Source organism: Streptomyces sp. NPDC048211 (assembly GCF_043202315.1).
GTDB lineage: Bacteria > Actinomycetota > Actinomycetes > Streptomycetales > Streptomycetaceae > Streptomyces.
In genome coordinates, this window is record NZ_JBIDAD010000004.1 from 1 (window position 1) to 14593 (window position 14593).

Genomic DNA, 14593 nt, shown 5'->3' on the forward strand with positions numbered 1-14593 from the left:
GGTGCCGACCATGAGGGCGGTCGGGGTGGCGAGGCCCAGGGCGCACGGGCAGGCGATGATCAGTACGGCGACGGCGGCCGTGAACGCGGCCGTCACGTCGTCCGTCACCAGCAGCCAGGCGACCAGGGTGGCCAGGGCGATCAGCAGGACCACGGGGACGAACACCGCCGAGATCCGGTCGGCCAGCCGCTGCACCTCGGCCTTGCCGTTCTGCGCGTCCTCGACCAGCCTCGCCATCCGGGCCAGCTGGGTGTCGGCGCCGACCCGGCTCGCCTCGACGACGAGCCGGCCGGAGATGTTCACGGTGGCGCCGGTGACGGAGTCCCCGGCCCGCACGTCGACGGGTACGGACTCACCGGTGAGCATTGACGCGTCCACCGCCGACGCGCCCTCGACGACGGTGCCGTCGGTGGCGACCTTCTCGCCGGGGCGGACGACGAAGCGGTCCCCGACGGCCAGCCGGCCCACGGGGACGCGTACCTCCGTACCGCCCCGCAGGACCGCGACGTCCTTGGCGCCCAGGTGCATCAGCGCCCGGAGCGCGGAACCGGCCTTCCGCTTGGACTTCGCCTCCAGATAGCGGCCCAGCAGGATGAAGGTGACGACTCCGGCCGCGACCTCCAGATAGATGGTGGAGGCGCCGTCGGCGCGGGAGACGGTGAAGTCGAAGGCGTGCCGCATGCCGGGCATGCCGGCGTCGCCGAGGAACAGCGCCCAGAGCGACCAGCCGAAGGCGGCGAGGGTGCCGACCGACACCAGGGTGTCCATGGTGGCCGCGCCGTGCCGCAGATTGGTCCAGGTGGCGCGGTGGAAGGGCAGCCCGCCCCAGATGACGACGGGGGCGGCGAGCGTGAGGGAGAGCCACTGCCAGTTGTCGAACTGGAGGGCCGGGATCATCGCGAGCGCCACGACGGGGGCGGCGAGTACGGCGGAGACGAGGAGCCGTTGCCGCAGCGCGGCCAGCGCGGGAGTGTCTCCGGCGGCGGCGGCGGCAGCGGCGGCGTCGGTGCCGGACTCCGCGCTGACGTCGGTGGCGGTGGAGGTCCGGGTATCGGCGCCGGTGTCGGAGTCGGGCGCCGGCGCGGGAGGGGGTGGCGCGGGAGGGGTCGGTGCGGGCGGCGTGGGTGCCGGACGGTGCACCGGCTGCGCGGTGTACCCGGTCTTCTCGACCGTGGCGATCAGATCCGCGAGGCCGGTCCCGGGACCGAAGGCGACCCTGGCCTTCTCGGTCGCGTAGTTGACGGTGGCGGTGACCCCGTCCATCCGGTTCAGCTTCTTCTCGACACGGGCCGCGCACGACGCGCAGGTCATCCCGCCGATCGTGAGCTCGGCCTGCGAGCTCTCCGCTGCCGGGACCTCGACATCTGTTGCGCTGTGCATGTCCGAACTCCTGAAACGCCGACCGGGCCGTGCCCTACCAGTATCTGCTGGTCGGTCCGGCCCGGCGGCAAAGGGGGTGGTGCGGTTGCGGTGGATCCCGAAGCGGTCAGGCGGCCCGGCCGGCGAGCTCGTAACCCGCCTCGTCGACGGCCGCCCGCACGGCCTCCTCGTCCAGGGGGCCCTGGGAGACGACCGTCACCTGCCCGGTGGACGCCACGGCCTTCACCGAGGTGACACCCTCGATGCCGGAGATCTCCTCGGAGACCGCACCTTCGCAGTGTCCGCAGGTCATGCCGGTCACCTGGTAGACGGTGGTCACGCCGCCCTGCGCCGTGGCGTCCGCGCCGTCGTGGCAGGAACCGCTGGGCGAGCAGCAGGAACCGGTCGCCTGGGGGAGCTGGGTCTCGGCGGTCATCGTGTTCTCCTCTTCGACGAGCACAAATGGATGTGGCGGCTGGGGCCCCAGGGCGCTCCGGGAAGGCCGGTGCGCCTCCACACTCACGACTGTATACCCCTAGGGGGTATAAATGCGAGCGCTCGCCGGAGGAGTGGGCCAACCGGGTGACCGGGCGGGGAAGCGGTCACTCCCGGCGGCCCCGATTGCCCGGGCGGGCGGCGACCCAGGTGCGGATGGTGTCCGCGTACCAGTACGGCTTACCGCTCTCCACGTGGTCCGGAGCCGGGAGAAGGCCGTGCTTGCGATAGGAGCGGACGGTGTCCGGCTGCACCCGGATGTGCGCGGCGATCTCCTTGTAGGACCAGAGCCTTCTGTCCGTCATACGTGTCACCTCTCTGCGCCGCAGCATGGGCCCGGGGGCCGTCGGGGGAGCTGCGGCACGGACGCTTTCGATCACTCAGCCTCTGGGCGGTGAACGAGGGCGACGGGAGGTGGGGTGGGGCTGTCGACCGCCTGTGACGGAAAACCCGCGTAACGGAGACATGTGTGACGAAGGGGTCACTTCCGGGACGGGAGAAACACAGGGGGCGGAGGTGGCGGCGGGTGCGCCGGGGAGCGGGGCCCCGGGCGCACCCCGGTCGTCAGGCGTGCCAGAGCGCCGACCAGGTGCGCGGCCCGACGAGCCCGTCCGGGGCGAGGGGCGGGTGGTCGGCCTGGAAGCGCTGGACCGCGGCGAGGGTCCGCGCGCCGAACACGCCGTCGACCGCCTCCCACGGCAGGTAACGCCGGTTGGCGAGCATGCACTGCACCTGGGAGACGCGCTCGCCCTGTTCGCCGAACGCGGTCAGCGCGTCCCCGTCGTAGAAGGCGCAGACGGGGCTGGAGCCGGCCGGGGGCACGTTGTTCTCGTCGGCCGTGGCGCCGGGGGCCACGGCCAGTGCGGCGGCCAGGGCGAGCGCGGCCAGGACCGGGCCCCGGGCGGCGCGGCGGAACGGCGGAGTCGTACGGATCACGGTGGGGTACTCCTCGAACGATGCGGTGACGGTGGCCGGTGCCAAAGCGCCGTGCCCCGTCCTCTCGTCGAGGACAACACCGCGTACCGCCGTCACGTCACTCCCGGGACGGCCGCCGGGACCCGGAACCGGGAGGAGTTCACCTACTTGTCACCGGGGAGAGCGAAGGGACCGTACTGCCGTCGGCCGTTGGCTGTACGGTGCACACCTCAGATGAGATCTTTGAACTGCTGGGCCGGACAAGAGTGTTCAGCGGGGTATCCGTCTTCCCGTGTGTACGCGTGGCGCCCATGCACAGATCGCCTCCGGCGTAGGCGGCCGCTTCGCCCTGGCAGGAGCGAAGTGCGAGCGACGACTCCCCGCTCGCTACGGCCCCGCGCCGGAGGTACCCGTCGGGCCGTGCGGCCCCGGGAACCGCACGCGCCCAAGCCGGTCCCTCCGCCTCCGCCGAGGCCGGCACGCCCCCGCCCGGTCCGTCCTCCTTGTGTCTACGCCGGTACCGAAACGGCAGACACAGTGTCGGGCCTCCCCTTGGCGCGGGCGTGGTGGGATGTTGACGTAGGAGGGCGGGAAGACCACGACCGGCGCCTCACCGACCGACGCAGCCATCTCTGAAGGAGACACAGTATGAAGACCGTCAACCACTGGATCGGTGGCAAGACCGTCGAGGGCGCGTCGGGTAACTACGGCCCGGTCACCGACCCGGCCACCGGAGCCGTCACCACCCAGGTCGCACTCGCCTCCCCGGAAGAGGTCGACGCCGCGGTGGCCGCGGCGAAGGACGCGTACGCGACGTGGGGCACCTCGTCGCTCTCCGCCCGCACCGCGATCCTCTTCCGGTACCGGGCACTGCTGGACGCCCACCGCGACGAGATCGCCGCACTCATCACCGCCGAGCACGGCAAGGTGCACTCCGACGCGCTCGGCGAGGTCGCCCGCGGTCTGGAGATCGTCGAGCTCGCGTGCGGCATCACCACGCAGCTCAAGGGCGAGCTGTCCACCCAGGTGTCCACCCGGGTCGACGTCTCCTCTATCCGCCAGTCGATCGGTGTCGTCGCCGGCATCACGCCGTTCAACTTCCCGGCCATGGTGCCGATGTGGATGTTCCCGCTCGCCGTCGCCTGCGGCAACACCTTCGTCCTCAAGCCGAGCGAGAAGGACCCGTCGGCCGCCAACCTCCTTGCCGAGCTGGCCTCCGAGGCCGGTCTGCCGGACGGTGTCCTGAACGTCCTGCACGGTGACAAGGTCGCCGTCGACGGCCTGCTGAACCACCCGGACGTGTCCGTCGTCTCCTTCGTCGGCTCGACCCCGATCGCCCGCTACATCCACGCCACCGCCTCCGCGAACGGCAAGCGCGTCCAGGCGCTCGGCGGCGCGAAGAACCACATGCTTGTCCTGCCGGACGCGGACCTCGACGCCGCGGCCGACGCCGCCGTCTCCGCCGCGTACGGCTCCGCAGGCGAGCGCTGCATGGCGATCTCCGCGGTCGTCGCCGTCGGCTCCGTCGCCGACGACCTGGTCGCCCGGATCAAGGACCGCGCCGAGAAGATCAAGATCGGCCCCGGCAACGACCCGACGTCCGAGATGGGCCCGCTGATCACCGCCGCCCACCGCGACAAGGTCGCCTCCTACGTCACCGGCGCGGCCGCCCAGGGCGCCGACGTCGTCCTCGACGGCACCGGCCACACGGTCGAGGGCTTCGAGGACGGCCACTGGATCGGCCTCTCCCTCCTCGACAACGTCTCCACCGACTCGGACGCGTACCGGGACGAGATCTTCGGCCCGGTCCTGTGCGTGCTGCGCGTCGACACGTACGAGGAGGGGGTCGCGCTGATGAACGCCTCGCCGTACGGCAACGGCACCGCGATCTTCACCCGCGACGGCGGCGCCGCCCGGCGCTTCCAGCTGGAGATCGAGGCCGGCATGGTCGGCATCAACGTCCCGATCCCGGTGCCGGTGGGCTACCACTCCTTCGGCGGCTGGAAGGACTCGCTCTTCGGCGACCACCACATCTACGGCAACGACGGCGTGCACTTCTACACCCGCGGCAAGGTCACCACCACCCGCTGGCCGGACCCGGCCGACGCCCCGGCCGGTGTCGACCTGGGCTTCCCCAGCAACCACTGACCCGGGCCACCCGCCCGCACCGCACAGCACTGCAGGGCCGCTCCCCCGGGGCGGCCCTGCAGTGGTTCGTGGGAGGTCAGCGACCCGTACCGGCCGCCTCCTCGATCATCCGCTCCATCGGTACGACGGCGACCCGGCCCGAGACGACGAACGCGAGCACCATCGCCGCCACCAGGACGACCGTCCCGGCCCACACCATCGTCTCGACCGGCACGGTGTACGCCCCGACGGCCCGCACCGCGCACTCGCCCAGCAGCGCCGCACCCCACACCACGGAGAACCGCTTCTCGGCCCGCCGGAACGCGTCCGACTCCGTGGAGAGCCGCGCCCAGGCCGCGGACTTGCCCGTCTCGCCCCGCGTCAGCCACGGCCGCAGCGCCGCCGACATCATCGGCCGCCCGCGCAGCGCCGTCACCAGGACCACCAGGCCGATGGTGCTGCTCACCCCGCTGTCCTTGAGGAGCATCAGCCGCGGGTCACCGGCCACCAGACTCAGCAGCAGCCCCACCACGTTGACGGTCACCATCAGCGCCGCGAGCCCGTTGAGCCGCCGGTCGCGCACCACACCCCACACGGTCCGCACACCCGGCACCACGCTGCTCCAGGCCAGGGCGCCGAAGGTACCCATCCCCGCCGCCTTCAGCAGGTAGTACGAGGCGAGCGGCACCGCCACGTCCGCGAGCAGCGGCATCATGCTGTCCAGCAGGGCCTTGCGCGACGAGAACGCAGCGGCGCCGGCGGGAGCGTCGACGACAGGTGCGGTGACGGTGGCGACCGGGCTGCTCATGACGGGTTCCTCCCGTATCGGCGGCGCCCTCGCGGCTCCCGCTCTCGATACGTACAGACTGGCCGCCGGGCCCCGGTCCCCGGCAGAGCCGGGTGTACTGACCTCGGTATGACGAATGTCAGTGTCCGCGGATGACGCGGGTGTCCCGACGAGCGTCGAGTGACGAGACGTCAGAAGAGTGTCGCCCAAGCCGCTTCCGGAAACCCGTTCGCCCGCGACGGCCCCTCGGTGCTGGGATGGCGCCATGACCGCACCGCAGCCACCGCAGCACGAGATCCGCGCGCTCCACACCGACACGACCGTCACCGTCTACCAGGCGTACTCCCCGGCCCTCGGCCTCCCCGCCGCCCGCGACGGCCGCTTCCCGCCCGCCTGGAAGCGCGACCGGATGACGTGGATCAAGCCGAGCTTCCTGTGGATGATGTATCGCTGCGGCTGGGCGGCCAAGGAGGGCCAGGAGACGGTCCTGGCCGTCGAGATCAGCCGCGAGGGTTTCGACTGGGCGCTGGGCAACGCCGCACTCTCGCACTACGAGCGCGGCGTGCACCCCGACCGCGCCACCTGGCAGCGCAGTCTCCGCGGCGCCCCGGCCCGTGTGCAATGGGACCCCGAGCGCGACCTGCACCTGAACCGGCTCCCGTACCGCTCCCTCCAGCTCGGCCTGTCCGGGGAGGCGTCGCGGCGGTACGCGGACGAGTGGACGGTGGCGATCCGGGACGTCACCCCGCTCGCCCGGGAGATCCATGAACTGGCGCGGGCGGGCAGGGCGGACGAGGCGATCCGGCTCCTGCCGCCCGAGCGGGCGTACCCGGCGCCCACGGGGACCCCGGGAGCAGGGTGAGGAGTCGCGCCCGGACCTCTCAGTGCGCGATGCCGTCGATCAGTTCGCGCGCACCCTGGCGCAGGAGGGCGACGGCCACGGAGGTGCCGAGCGTGGCGGGGTCGAGGCGCCCGGCCCACTCGTGGGCGTTGAGGACCGTCTTGCCGTCCGGGGTGAAGACCTTGGCGCGGAGCGAGAGTTCGCCGTTGCCCTCGACCTGCGCGTAGCCGGCGATCGGCGAGTTGCAGTGGCCCTGGAGAACGTGGAGGAACATCCGCTCGGCGGTCGTCTCACGGTGCGTGGCGGGGTCGCCGAGCGCGCTCACCAGGTCGATGAGTTCGGCGTCGTCCTCGCGGCACTGGAGGGCCAGCACCCCCGCGCCGATCGGCGGACACATCACCTCGGGCGACAGGACCTCGGTGATCACGTCCGTGCGGCCGATGCGCTCCAGGCCGGAGAGGGCCAGGATGAGCGCGTCGGCCTCCCCGGCGGCGAGCTTCTCCAGGCGGCGGTTCGCGTTGCCGCGCATCGGTACGCAGTCCAGGTGCGGGTGGGACGCGGCCAGTTGGGCGATGCGCCGCACGGAGGACGTGCCGATCCGGGTGCCGGGCGGGAGCTGGTCCAGGCCGGCACCGGCCGGGTGGATGAGGGCGTCCCGCACGTCGTCGCGCTTGAGGAACGCCGCGAAGGCGGTCCCGGCGGGCAGCGGCCGGTCGGCGGGGATGTCCTTGACGCAGTGCACGGCGAGGTCGGCGTCACCGGCGAGCAGCGCCTGGTCGACCTCCTTGGTGAACGCGCCCTTGCCCTCGACCGCGCTCAGGTCGCCCATCCACTTGTCGCCGGTCGTCCTGACCGGGACGACCTCGGTGCGGGTGCCGGGGTGGAGCGAGGCCAGTTCTGCACGGACACGTTCCACCTGGGCGAGGGCCATGGGCGAGTCGCGGGACACGATGCGGATCAGATCAGGGGCCGACATGGCGACCATGATAGGCCGTCAGATACGTCACGTGGGCCGGCGCGTACCGGTGAACCGGCGCGGGGCGGACCAGGGGTGGCGGACGGTGGCCCGGTGCCGGACGGGCCCGCGCCCCGCCACCACCGATCGTCCCGGAACCGACCCGGCCGGGCGGGCATGGGTGGATCATGAGCCGAGGCAGGGGGCGCGACGGGCGGCGGAGGGGGAGCGGGATGATTTCCGAGCCGGAGATGACGGGGGAGTCCGGCGATCCGGGCACGCGGGATGTGCTGGACCTGGGCGCCCCGCCACCCGTGCGGGTACGGGAGCCGCGGCCTCCGGGGGCGCGCAGGCGATGGCTGTGGGCGCTCGGCGGGGCCCTGGTCGCGTCCGCCCTGTGGGGAACGGCCCTGATGGTGTACACACCGGCCGACCGGACGCCGGATCTGCGCGGGTACCGGCTGGACAGGGACCCCTGCCCGGACATACGGCTGAAGTCGGTCGGCGAGGCGATCGCACCGAGGGAGCCCGGGGGATCCCTCGGCCCGGGCATGCTGCGCGACGGCGTGCTGGACCGGGTGCGGTGCTCCATCATGCTCGGGGAGGGGAAGAGCGGACGCCGCCCGGACGCGGGCGGCTCGGAACGCTATGCGGTCGCCGTCACCATCGCCCTGCACAAGAAGACCGACCCGCGCGCCGAGTTCGAGGCCGCGCGGAGCGAGACCGACCTCGGCGTCGACCCCGGGACCGAGGTGGAGATCGTTCCCGACCTCGGTGACCAGGCGTACCTGCTGTCCCTGGTGGACGGGGAGACCGAGCTGCGGGTCCTGGACGGCGGCGCGGTGCTGTCCCTGCGCCTGTCACAGTTCTTCGTCTACGACGACGCCGACGGCGGCGGCGGGCACCTCACAGCCGACGACGCCGAGGACCTGGATCTGTCCGCCCATAAGCCGGCGCTGATCAGCGACATGCACGACCTCATGTCCTCCCTCAAGCACTGAGCCACGGCCACCGGGTGGTCCCGGAGGGCTGTCCGGGGCCGGCCGGGCAGTGCGGCGGGCGTACCGCAGACGGAGTACGCGCGGCGGGCCCCGTACGCCCTGAGGATGCCGGGCACCTCCCCCTGACGGCAGCGGAGGCGGGGAGGCGGTCCGCTTAGGCTCGACATCATGGAGACCCCTATTGCGCGTACGCCCCGGTGGCGGCGCCTGCTGCCCCGCACTCGCGGCCGGTGGGCGGCGGGCATCGCCGCGCTCGCCGTGCTGGCCGGCGCGGGCACCTGGACCGCCGTGGCCGACGACAGCGCGCCGGCCGTGCACCGGCAGGACCGGATGATGCGAGTCGACGGGGTGTCCGTCGACACGTCCTACTTCACCACCGGCGGCACCCGGCGCCGGCCCGCCGTGCTCATCGGCCACGGCTTCGGAGGCAGCAAGGACGAGACGAGGGCCCAGGCCGAGCAGCTGGCCGCCGACGGCTACGCCGTCATGACCTGGTCCGCCCGGGGGTTCGGGAAGTCCGGGGGCAAGATCTCGCTCAACGCACCCGACCGCGAGGTCAAGGACGTCTCCCGGCTGATCGACTGGCTCGCCGGCCGCCCCGAGGTACAGCTCGACGGCAAGGGCGACCCCCGCGTCGGCATCACCGGCGCCTCCTACGGCGGAGCCGTCTCGCTCCTCGCCGCCGGGTACGACAAGCGCGTGGACGCCGTCGCCCCGGAGATCACGTACTGGAACCTCGCCGACGCGCTCTTCCCCGACGGCGTCTTCAAGAAGCTCTGGGCCGGCATCTTCGTCACCACCGGCGGCGGCTGCGGGAACTTCGAGAAGCAGCTCTGCGACATGTACGAACGGGTAGCCGTCAGCGGGAAGCCGGACGCCGCCGCGCGTGCCCTGCTCGCCGAACGCTCCCCGAGCGCCGTCGCCGACCGCATCAAGGTCCCCGCGCTGATCGTGCAGGGGCAGACCGACTCCCTCTTCCCGCTCGGCCAGGCCGACGCCATGGCCGAGGCCGTGAAGGCCAACGGCGCGCCCGTCTCCGTCGACTGGATCGCCGGCGGACACGACGGCGGCGACCGGGAGACCGGCCGGGTCCAGAAGCGGGTCGGGGAGTGGTTCGACCGCTATCTGAAGGGGGACGAGGGCGCCGACACCGGACCCGCCTTCCGCGTCACCCGGACCGGTGGCATCGACTCCACCGACGGGGCCGCCCTCACCCGGGGTGCGAGCAGCGACACCTACCCGGGGCTGCGCAGCGGCCCGGAGGGCATCCGGCTGCGGGGTGGCGAGCAGAAGTTCAGCAACCCCGCCGGAGCCAGCCCGCCCGCGATCTCCGCCGTTCCCGGTGTCGGCGGCGGTCTCGCCCAGCTCTCCACGCTCGGCGTCGGGCTCTCCATCGACTTCCCGGGGCAGCACGCCACGTTCGAATCCGCCCCGCTGACCGCCTCGCGCCGCATCACCGGCTCACCGACCGTCCGCGTGAACGTGAAGGCGGGACAGGGCGACGCGGTGCTCTTCGGCAAGGTGTACGACGTCTCGCCGGACGGGAAGCAGCAGGTGCTCCCCTCCCAGCTCGTCGCGCCCTACCGGATCACCCCCGAGCAGCAGGGCAAGCCGCTGGAACTGACGCTGCCCGCCGTCGACCACGAACTCGACTCCGGGCACCGCCTCCGGCTCGTGCTGGCCGCCACTGACCTCGGCTACGCGTCCCCGGCCGCGCCGACCACGTACACCGTCTCGCTCGACGGACCGCTGACCATCCCCACCGCGCCCGGCCTGAAGACCGCTGCCGCCACGCTCCCCTGGTGGACCTGGGGGCTTCCGGCCGCCGCTGTCGTGATCGCCGCGGCCCTGCTGCTCACCGCCCGGCGCCGTACCGCCACGCCCGCCCCGGACCCCGCACTCACCGACGTACCGCTGCAGATCACCGGCCTGTCGAAGAAGTACGCCAAGTCCGCCGACCGGTACGCGGTCAAGGAGCTGTCGTTCCGCGTCGAGAAGGGGCAGGTGCTGGGGCTGCTCGGGCCCAACGGCGCCGGGAAGACCACCACCCTGCGCATGCTCATGGGGCTCATCACGCCCGACGACGGCGAGATCCGCGTCTTCGGGCGGGCCATCCGGCCCGGCGCCCCCGTGCTGTCCCGCGTCGGGTCCTTCGTCGAAGGGGCCGGATTCCTGCCCCACCTGTCCGGCCGCGCCAACCTGGAGCTGTACTGGCAGGCCACCGGACGCCCCGCCGACGACTCGCACATCGAGGAGGCACTGGAGATCGCCGGGCTCGGCGACGCACTGGCCAGGGCCGTCCGTACGTACTCGCAGGGCATGCGGCAGCGCCTCGCCATCGCCCAGGCCATGCTCGGGATGCCGGACCTCCTCATCCTGGACGAACCGACCAACGGGCTCGACCCGCCCCAGATCCGCGAGATGCGGGACGTGATGATCCGGTACGCGGCCGGCGGCCGCACCGTCATCGTCTCCAGCCACCTGCTGTCCGAGGTCGAGCAGTCCTGCACCCACCTGGTCGTCATGGACCGCGGCCGGCTCGTCCAGGCCGGGCCCGTCGCGGAGATCACCGGCTCCGGCGACATGGTGCTGGTCACCTCCGCCGAGGAGATCACCGAACCGCTCGCCCGGAAGATCGCCGCGCTCGCGGGGATCGGCTCCGCCGTCCGCACCGACGACGCGCACGGGCTGCTCGTCCGGCTCGACGGTGCCACCTCGCCGCAGCTCGTCACCGAACTGGTCCGTCTGGACGTGCCGTTGACCGGCGTCGGGCCGCACCGCCGCCTGGAGGACGCGTTCCTCACCCTGATCTCCGGAGGCTCCGCATGAGTACCTCAGCCGCAGTCGCCGAGGCCCCGGAGGCGCCCGGATACCGCGCCCGGCGCACCCTTCCGCTCCGCGTGGAGGCCGTACGCCAACTGCGCAGACGGCGCACGCTGCTCATGGGCGGGGTGCTGGGCGCGCTGCCCTTCATCCTGATCATCGCGTTCGCGATCGGCGGCACCCCGGGCGGCGGGCCCGGGGGCGGTGACCGGCTCACCCTGATGGACACGGCGACCGCGTCCGCCGCGAACTTCGCGGCGACCTGCCTGTTCGTCTCGGCCGGCTTCCTGCTGGTGGTCCCGGTCGCGCTGTTCTGCGGCGACACCGTCGCCTCCGAGGCCAGTTGGTCCTCACTGCGCTATCTGCTGGCGGCGCCGGTGCCCCGGGCCAGGCTGCTGTGGAGCAAGCTCGTCGTGGCGCTCGGCTTCAGCCTTGCCGCGATGGTGCTGCTGCCGCTCGTCGCGCTGGCCGCGGGAGCCGCCGCGTACGGCTGGGGGCCGCTCGAACTGCCCACCGGGGGCGCGCTCGCGACCGGGGACACCGTGCCCAGGATCGCGCTCGTCGTCGCCTTCATCTTCGTGTCGCAACTCGTCACCGCGGGGCTGGCGTTCTGGCTGTCGACCAAGACGGACGCCCCGCTCGGCGCGGTCGGCGGCGCGGTCGGGCTGACCATCGTCGGCAATGTGCTGGACGCGGTCACCGCGCTCGGCTCCTGGCGCGACTTCCTGCCCGCCCACTGGCAGTTCGCGTGGGCCGACGCGCTCCAGCCCGACCTGGAGTGGGCCGGCATGGCGAAGGGCGCGGCCATCTCGGTGACGTATGCCCTGATCCTGTTCGCCCTCGCCTTCCGGGGGTTCAGTCGCAAGGACATCGTGTCCTGACCTCGACGTTCCGCCGGACCGCCGTCCGCCGTTGCCGCATCGAGATGCTTCCGCAACGTCTTCGACGGCTCCGGCACCCCGGCTCGCACGTCACATTCACACGTGCTGACATGACGACACTGGGGGGCCGAAGGATGGAACGGCGGACACGGATGTACCGGGGAGCAGTAGGACTGCTCCTCGCCGGGGGCGTACTGCTCACGGGCTGTTCGGGTGGTGGGGCGACCCAGGACACGAGCGCGGAGAAGCGCGGACGGGCACCCGCGCAGGCGCCCGCCGCCACGGGCGGGGCGGCCGGGGACGCGGCGGAGCCGGCGGACGGGGCGGAGAAGCCGGACGGGCTGAGGGAGGCCGCCCCGCCCGACTACCTCTCCACCTTCGCGCTGGACGTGGACACCGCCTCGTACGGATACGCCCGCCGCACCCTCGCCGACGGCAGGCTGCCGGTCCCGGAGACCGTACGGCCCGAGGAATTCGTCAACAGCTTCCGGCAGGGCTACCACCGCCCGGACGGCAACGGCTTCACCGTCTCCGTCGACGGCGCACGGGCCGGTGGGGCGGACGGCGACTGGTCGCTGGTACGGGTCGGCCTGGCGACGAAGGCCGCGCCCAGCGGCGCCGAACGGCCGCCCGCCGCTCTCACCTTCGTCGTCGACATCTCCGGCTCCATGGCCTCGCCCGACCGTCTCGGCCTGGTGAAGACCTCACTCGGCATCCTCACCGACGAGCTGCGTGACGACGACTCGGTCTCCCTGGTCACGTTCAGCGACGAGGCGACGACCGTCCTGCCGATGACCCGGCTGCGCGACCACCGCGGAAAGATCCACGACGCCGTCGACTCCATGGAGCCCGCCGACTCCACCAACGTGGCGGCGGGCGTCGGGCGCGGTTACGAGGAAGCGGTCGACGGCCACCGCAAGGGCGCCAACAACCGCGTCGTCCTGCTCTCCGACGCACTCGCCAACACCGGAGAGACCGACGCCGACGCGATCCTCGAACGGATCGACTCGGCCCGCCGCGACTACGGCATCACCCTCTTCGGCGTCGGCGTCGGCAGCGACTACGGCGACGCCCTGATGGAACGGCTCACCAACAAGGGCGACGGCCACACCACCTACATCGCCGACGAGGAGCAGGCCCGCAAGGTCTTCGTCGACCAGTTGCCCGCGCACGTCGAACTCACGGCGCGCGACGCGAAGGCGCAGGTCGCCTTCGACCCGAAGACCGTGGAGAAGTTCAAGCTGATCGGCTACGAGGACCGCAAGGTCGCCGACGACGACTTCCGCGACGACAGCGTGGACGGCGGCGAGATCGGCCCCGGCCACACGGTGACGGCGCTGTACGCCGTACGCCTGCGGGACGGCGCCTCGGGCCATGTCGCCACCGCGACCGTGCGCTGGCAGGACCCGAAGTCCCGTGCGGCGCACGAGCGTACGGGATCGGTCGAGACCAGCGACATCCACGGCAAGCTGTGGGGCGGCAGCAGCACGCGTCTCCAAGTGACCGCCGTGGCGGCCTATTTCGCCGACAATCTGCGCGGCGGCGGACTCCCGGGGGCGCCCGGCCTCGGAGAACTCGCCACCAGGGCGACCGAACTGGCCCGGAGCACCGAGGACGACTCGGTGGCGAAGCTGGCCACCGCCATCGGCCGGGCGGACGGCCTCAGGGGCGGCCGCGAGGACACCGGAACGCGGACGGGCGAGGGCGAGATGGACTGACGGGTCCGCCCGCCACCCCGCGGGGGAGTTCGGGAGGGGGGCCGCCCGCCATCCCGAGGGGGAGCTCGCACAGCCTTGCGGAATCGGGCTGTGCGAGCAGCTCCGCCGAGCCATGATGGACCGGTGGCCTCCCTGATCCTGACCCTCGCCGTGATCACGACCGGCCTCTACGCGGGCTTCATGCTGACGTTCCTCCTCGCGGTGATGCCCGGTCTCGCCGCACTGCCGGACGACCGGTTCACCGCCGCGATGCGCCGCTTCAACGAGAAGGTCCCCGGGCCCGTCTTCCTCCTGCTCTTCCTCGGGGTGATCGCGTTTCCGGTCGTCGCGCTGTTCACGGAGTCCGGTGAGGACCGGTGGCCGCAGGTGGTCGCGGCGTCTGCGTGCGCCGTCGCCTCCCACCTCGTGACGATCGGCGGCAACATTCCGCTGAACAAGGCGCTCGCGGAGTCCGAGGGCGGCGACGACAGCGCGGCACGGGCCGCGTTCGAAACCCGCTGGAACACCCTGCACCGCTTCCGAACCGTGCTCTCGCTCGCCGCCTTCGTCCTCCTGGCCGCCGCCGCGCACTGACCCGTCGGGCCGGCCGCCTCTCCCCTCGCCGCGCTGCTGGACACCTGGCGCACGCCGGTCGGTCCGGCGATTACGATGCCGCTGAATTGGTCACCCCACAGGGGACATTGACTGCGTT

Annotated in this window: 13 protein-coding genes and 1 pseudogene; 8 read left to right on the plus strand and 6 right to left on the minus strand. The window is 72.5% G+C overall.

Translation table 11 applies throughout. The features are described 5' to 3' along the window. From ACGFZA_RS16400 to ACGFZA_RS16415, 4 genes are all read right to left on the minus strand, one after another. The coding region (locus ACGFZA_RS16400) for a heavy metal translocating P-type ATPase (protein ID WP_393679730.1) at nt 1-1380 on the minus strand (1380 nt) is incomplete at its 3' end. A gap of 106 nt (nt 1381-1486) precedes the next feature. Continuing rightward, on the minus strand, nt 1487-1795 hold the full coding sequence (locus ACGFZA_RS16405) for a heavy-metal-associated domain-containing protein (protein WP_385271125.1): 309 nt from the start codon (nt 1793-1795) through the stop codon (nt 1487-1489). Nucleotides 1796-1961: 166 nt separating this feature from the next. Continuing rightward, entirely contained in the window at nt 1962-2159 is a 198-nt protein-coding gene (locus ACGFZA_RS16410) for a helix-turn-helix transcriptional regulator (RefSeq protein ID WP_385271122.1), read from the minus strand. A 259-nt stretch (nt 2160-2418) separates the two neighbouring features. Next, entirely contained in the window at nt 2419-2886 is a 468-nt protein-coding gene (locus ACGFZA_RS16415; RefSeq protein ID WP_393679733.1) for a peptidoglycan-binding protein, read from the minus strand. 29 nt (nt 2887-2915) lie between these two features. Here ACGFZA_RS16415 and ACGFZA_RS16420 point away from each other — a divergent pair. Continuing rightward, a pseudogene (locus ACGFZA_RS16420) lies at nt 2916-3214 on the plus strand (5-deoxy-glucuronate isomerase); the annotation flags it as partial. 203 nt (nt 3215-3417) lie between these two features. After that, entirely contained in the window at nt 3418-4917 is a 1500-nt protein-coding gene (locus tag ACGFZA_RS16425; protein ID WP_393679735.1) for a CoA-acylating methylmalonate-semialdehyde dehydrogenase, read from the plus strand. A gap of 76 nt (nt 4918-4993) precedes the next feature. On the opposite strand, the gene ACGFZA_RS16430 is transcribed toward ACGFZA_RS16425, so the two are convergent. Beyond that, entirely contained in the window at nt 4994-5704 is a 711-nt protein-coding gene (locus tag ACGFZA_RS16430) for a VC0807 family protein (RefSeq protein ID WP_393679737.1), read from the minus strand. 244 nt (nt 5705-5948) lie between these two features. Between ACGFZA_RS16430 and ACGFZA_RS16435 the strand changes: the two genes are divergently transcribed. Next, complete coding sequence (locus tag ACGFZA_RS16435) at nt 5949-6545, plus strand: DUF4291 domain-containing protein (protein WP_393679739.1); 597 nt, start codon at nt 5949-5951, stop codon at nt 6543-6545. A 19-nt stretch (nt 6546-6564) separates the two neighbouring features. Here ACGFZA_RS16435 and hemC read toward each other — a convergent pair whose 3' ends face one another. Beyond that, nucleotides 6565-7500: a hydroxymethylbilane synthase gene (gene hemC, locus ACGFZA_RS16440; protein ID WP_385271107.1), complete on the minus strand. Its 936-nt coding sequence runs from the start codon at nt 7498-7500 to the stop codon at nt 6565-6567. Between the two features lie 212 nt (nt 7501-7712). Here hemC and ACGFZA_RS16445 point away from each other — a divergent pair, with 212 nt between their 5' ends. The 5 genes from ACGFZA_RS16445 (at nt 7713) to ACGFZA_RS16465 (ending at nt 14475) form a co-directional block, all read left to right on the plus strand. Next, complete coding sequence (locus ACGFZA_RS16445) at nt 7713-8480, plus strand: hypothetical protein (RefSeq protein WP_393679742.1); 768 nt, start codon at nt 7713-7715, stop codon at nt 8478-8480. 168 nt (nt 8481-8648) lie between these two features. Next, on the plus strand, nt 8649-11309 hold the full coding sequence (locus tag ACGFZA_RS16450) for an alpha/beta fold hydrolase (protein WP_393679744.1): 2661 nt from the start codon (nt 8649-8651) through the stop codon (nt 11307-11309). Continuing rightward, entirely contained in the window at nt 11306-12184 is an 879-nt protein-coding gene (locus ACGFZA_RS16455) for an ABC transporter permease (protein WP_393679746.1), read from the plus strand. Before ACGFZA_RS16450 ends, ACGFZA_RS16455 begins: the two co-directional genes overlap by 4 nt. A 134-nt stretch (nt 12185-12318) precedes the next feature. Continuing rightward, nucleotides 12319-13902 carry a von Willebrand factor type A domain-containing protein gene (locus ACGFZA_RS16460; RefSeq protein ID WP_393679748.1) on the plus strand — a complete coding sequence of 528 codons (1584 nt, stop codon included), beginning with the start codon at nt 12319-12321 and terminating at the stop codon, nt 13900-13902. 123 nt (nt 13903-14025) lie between these two features. Continuing rightward, nucleotides 14026-14475 carry a DUF1772 domain-containing protein gene (locus ACGFZA_RS16465; RefSeq protein ID WP_385271092.1) on the plus strand — a complete coding sequence of 150 codons (450 nt, stop codon included), beginning with the start codon at nt 14026-14028 and terminating at the stop codon, nt 14473-14475. Nucleotides 14476-14593 lie beyond the last annotated feature (118 nt).

What these genes read in the sequence shown, in the direction of transcription:
- ACGFZA_RS16405 (WP_385271125.1), bottom strand. Translation starts at nt 1,795, where the DNA reads ATGACCGCCGAGACCCAGCTCCCCCAGGCGACCGGTTCCTGCTGCTCG.
- ACGFZA_RS16410 (WP_385271122.1), bottom strand. Translation starts at nt 2,159, where the DNA reads ATGACGGACAGAAGGCTCTGGTCCTACAAGGAGATCGCCGCGCACATC.
- ACGFZA_RS16425 (WP_393679735.1), top strand. Translation starts at nt 3,418, where the DNA reads ATGAAGACCGTCAACCACTGGATCGGTGGCAAGACCGTCGAGGGCGCG.
- ACGFZA_RS16430 (WP_393679737.1), bottom strand. Translation starts at nt 5,704, where the DNA reads ATGAGCAGCCCGGTCGCCACCGTCACCGCACCTGTCGTCGACGCTCCC.
- ACGFZA_RS16435 (WP_393679739.1), top strand. Translation starts at nt 5,949, where the DNA reads ATGACCGCACCGCAGCCACCGCAGCACGAGATCCGCGCGCTCCACACC.
- hemC (WP_385271107.1), bottom strand. Translation starts at nt 7,500, where the DNA reads ATGTCGGCCCCTGATCTGATCCGCATCGTGTCCCGCGACTCGCCCATG.
- ACGFZA_RS16445 (WP_393679742.1), top strand. Translation starts at nt 7,713, where the DNA reads ATGATTTCCGAGCCGGAGATGACGGGGGAGTCCGGCGATCCGGGCACG.
- ACGFZA_RS16450 (WP_393679744.1), top strand. Translation starts at nt 8,649, where the DNA reads ATGGAGACCCCTATTGCGCGTACGCCCCGGTGGCGGCGCCTGCTGCCC.
- ACGFZA_RS16455 (WP_393679746.1), top strand. Translation starts at nt 11,306, where the DNA reads ATGAGTACCTCAGCCGCAGTCGCCGAGGCCCCGGAGGCGCCCGGATAC.
- ACGFZA_RS16460 (WP_393679748.1), top strand. Translation starts at nt 12,319, where the DNA reads ATGGAACGGCGGACACGGATGTACCGGGGAGCAGTAGGACTGCTCCTC.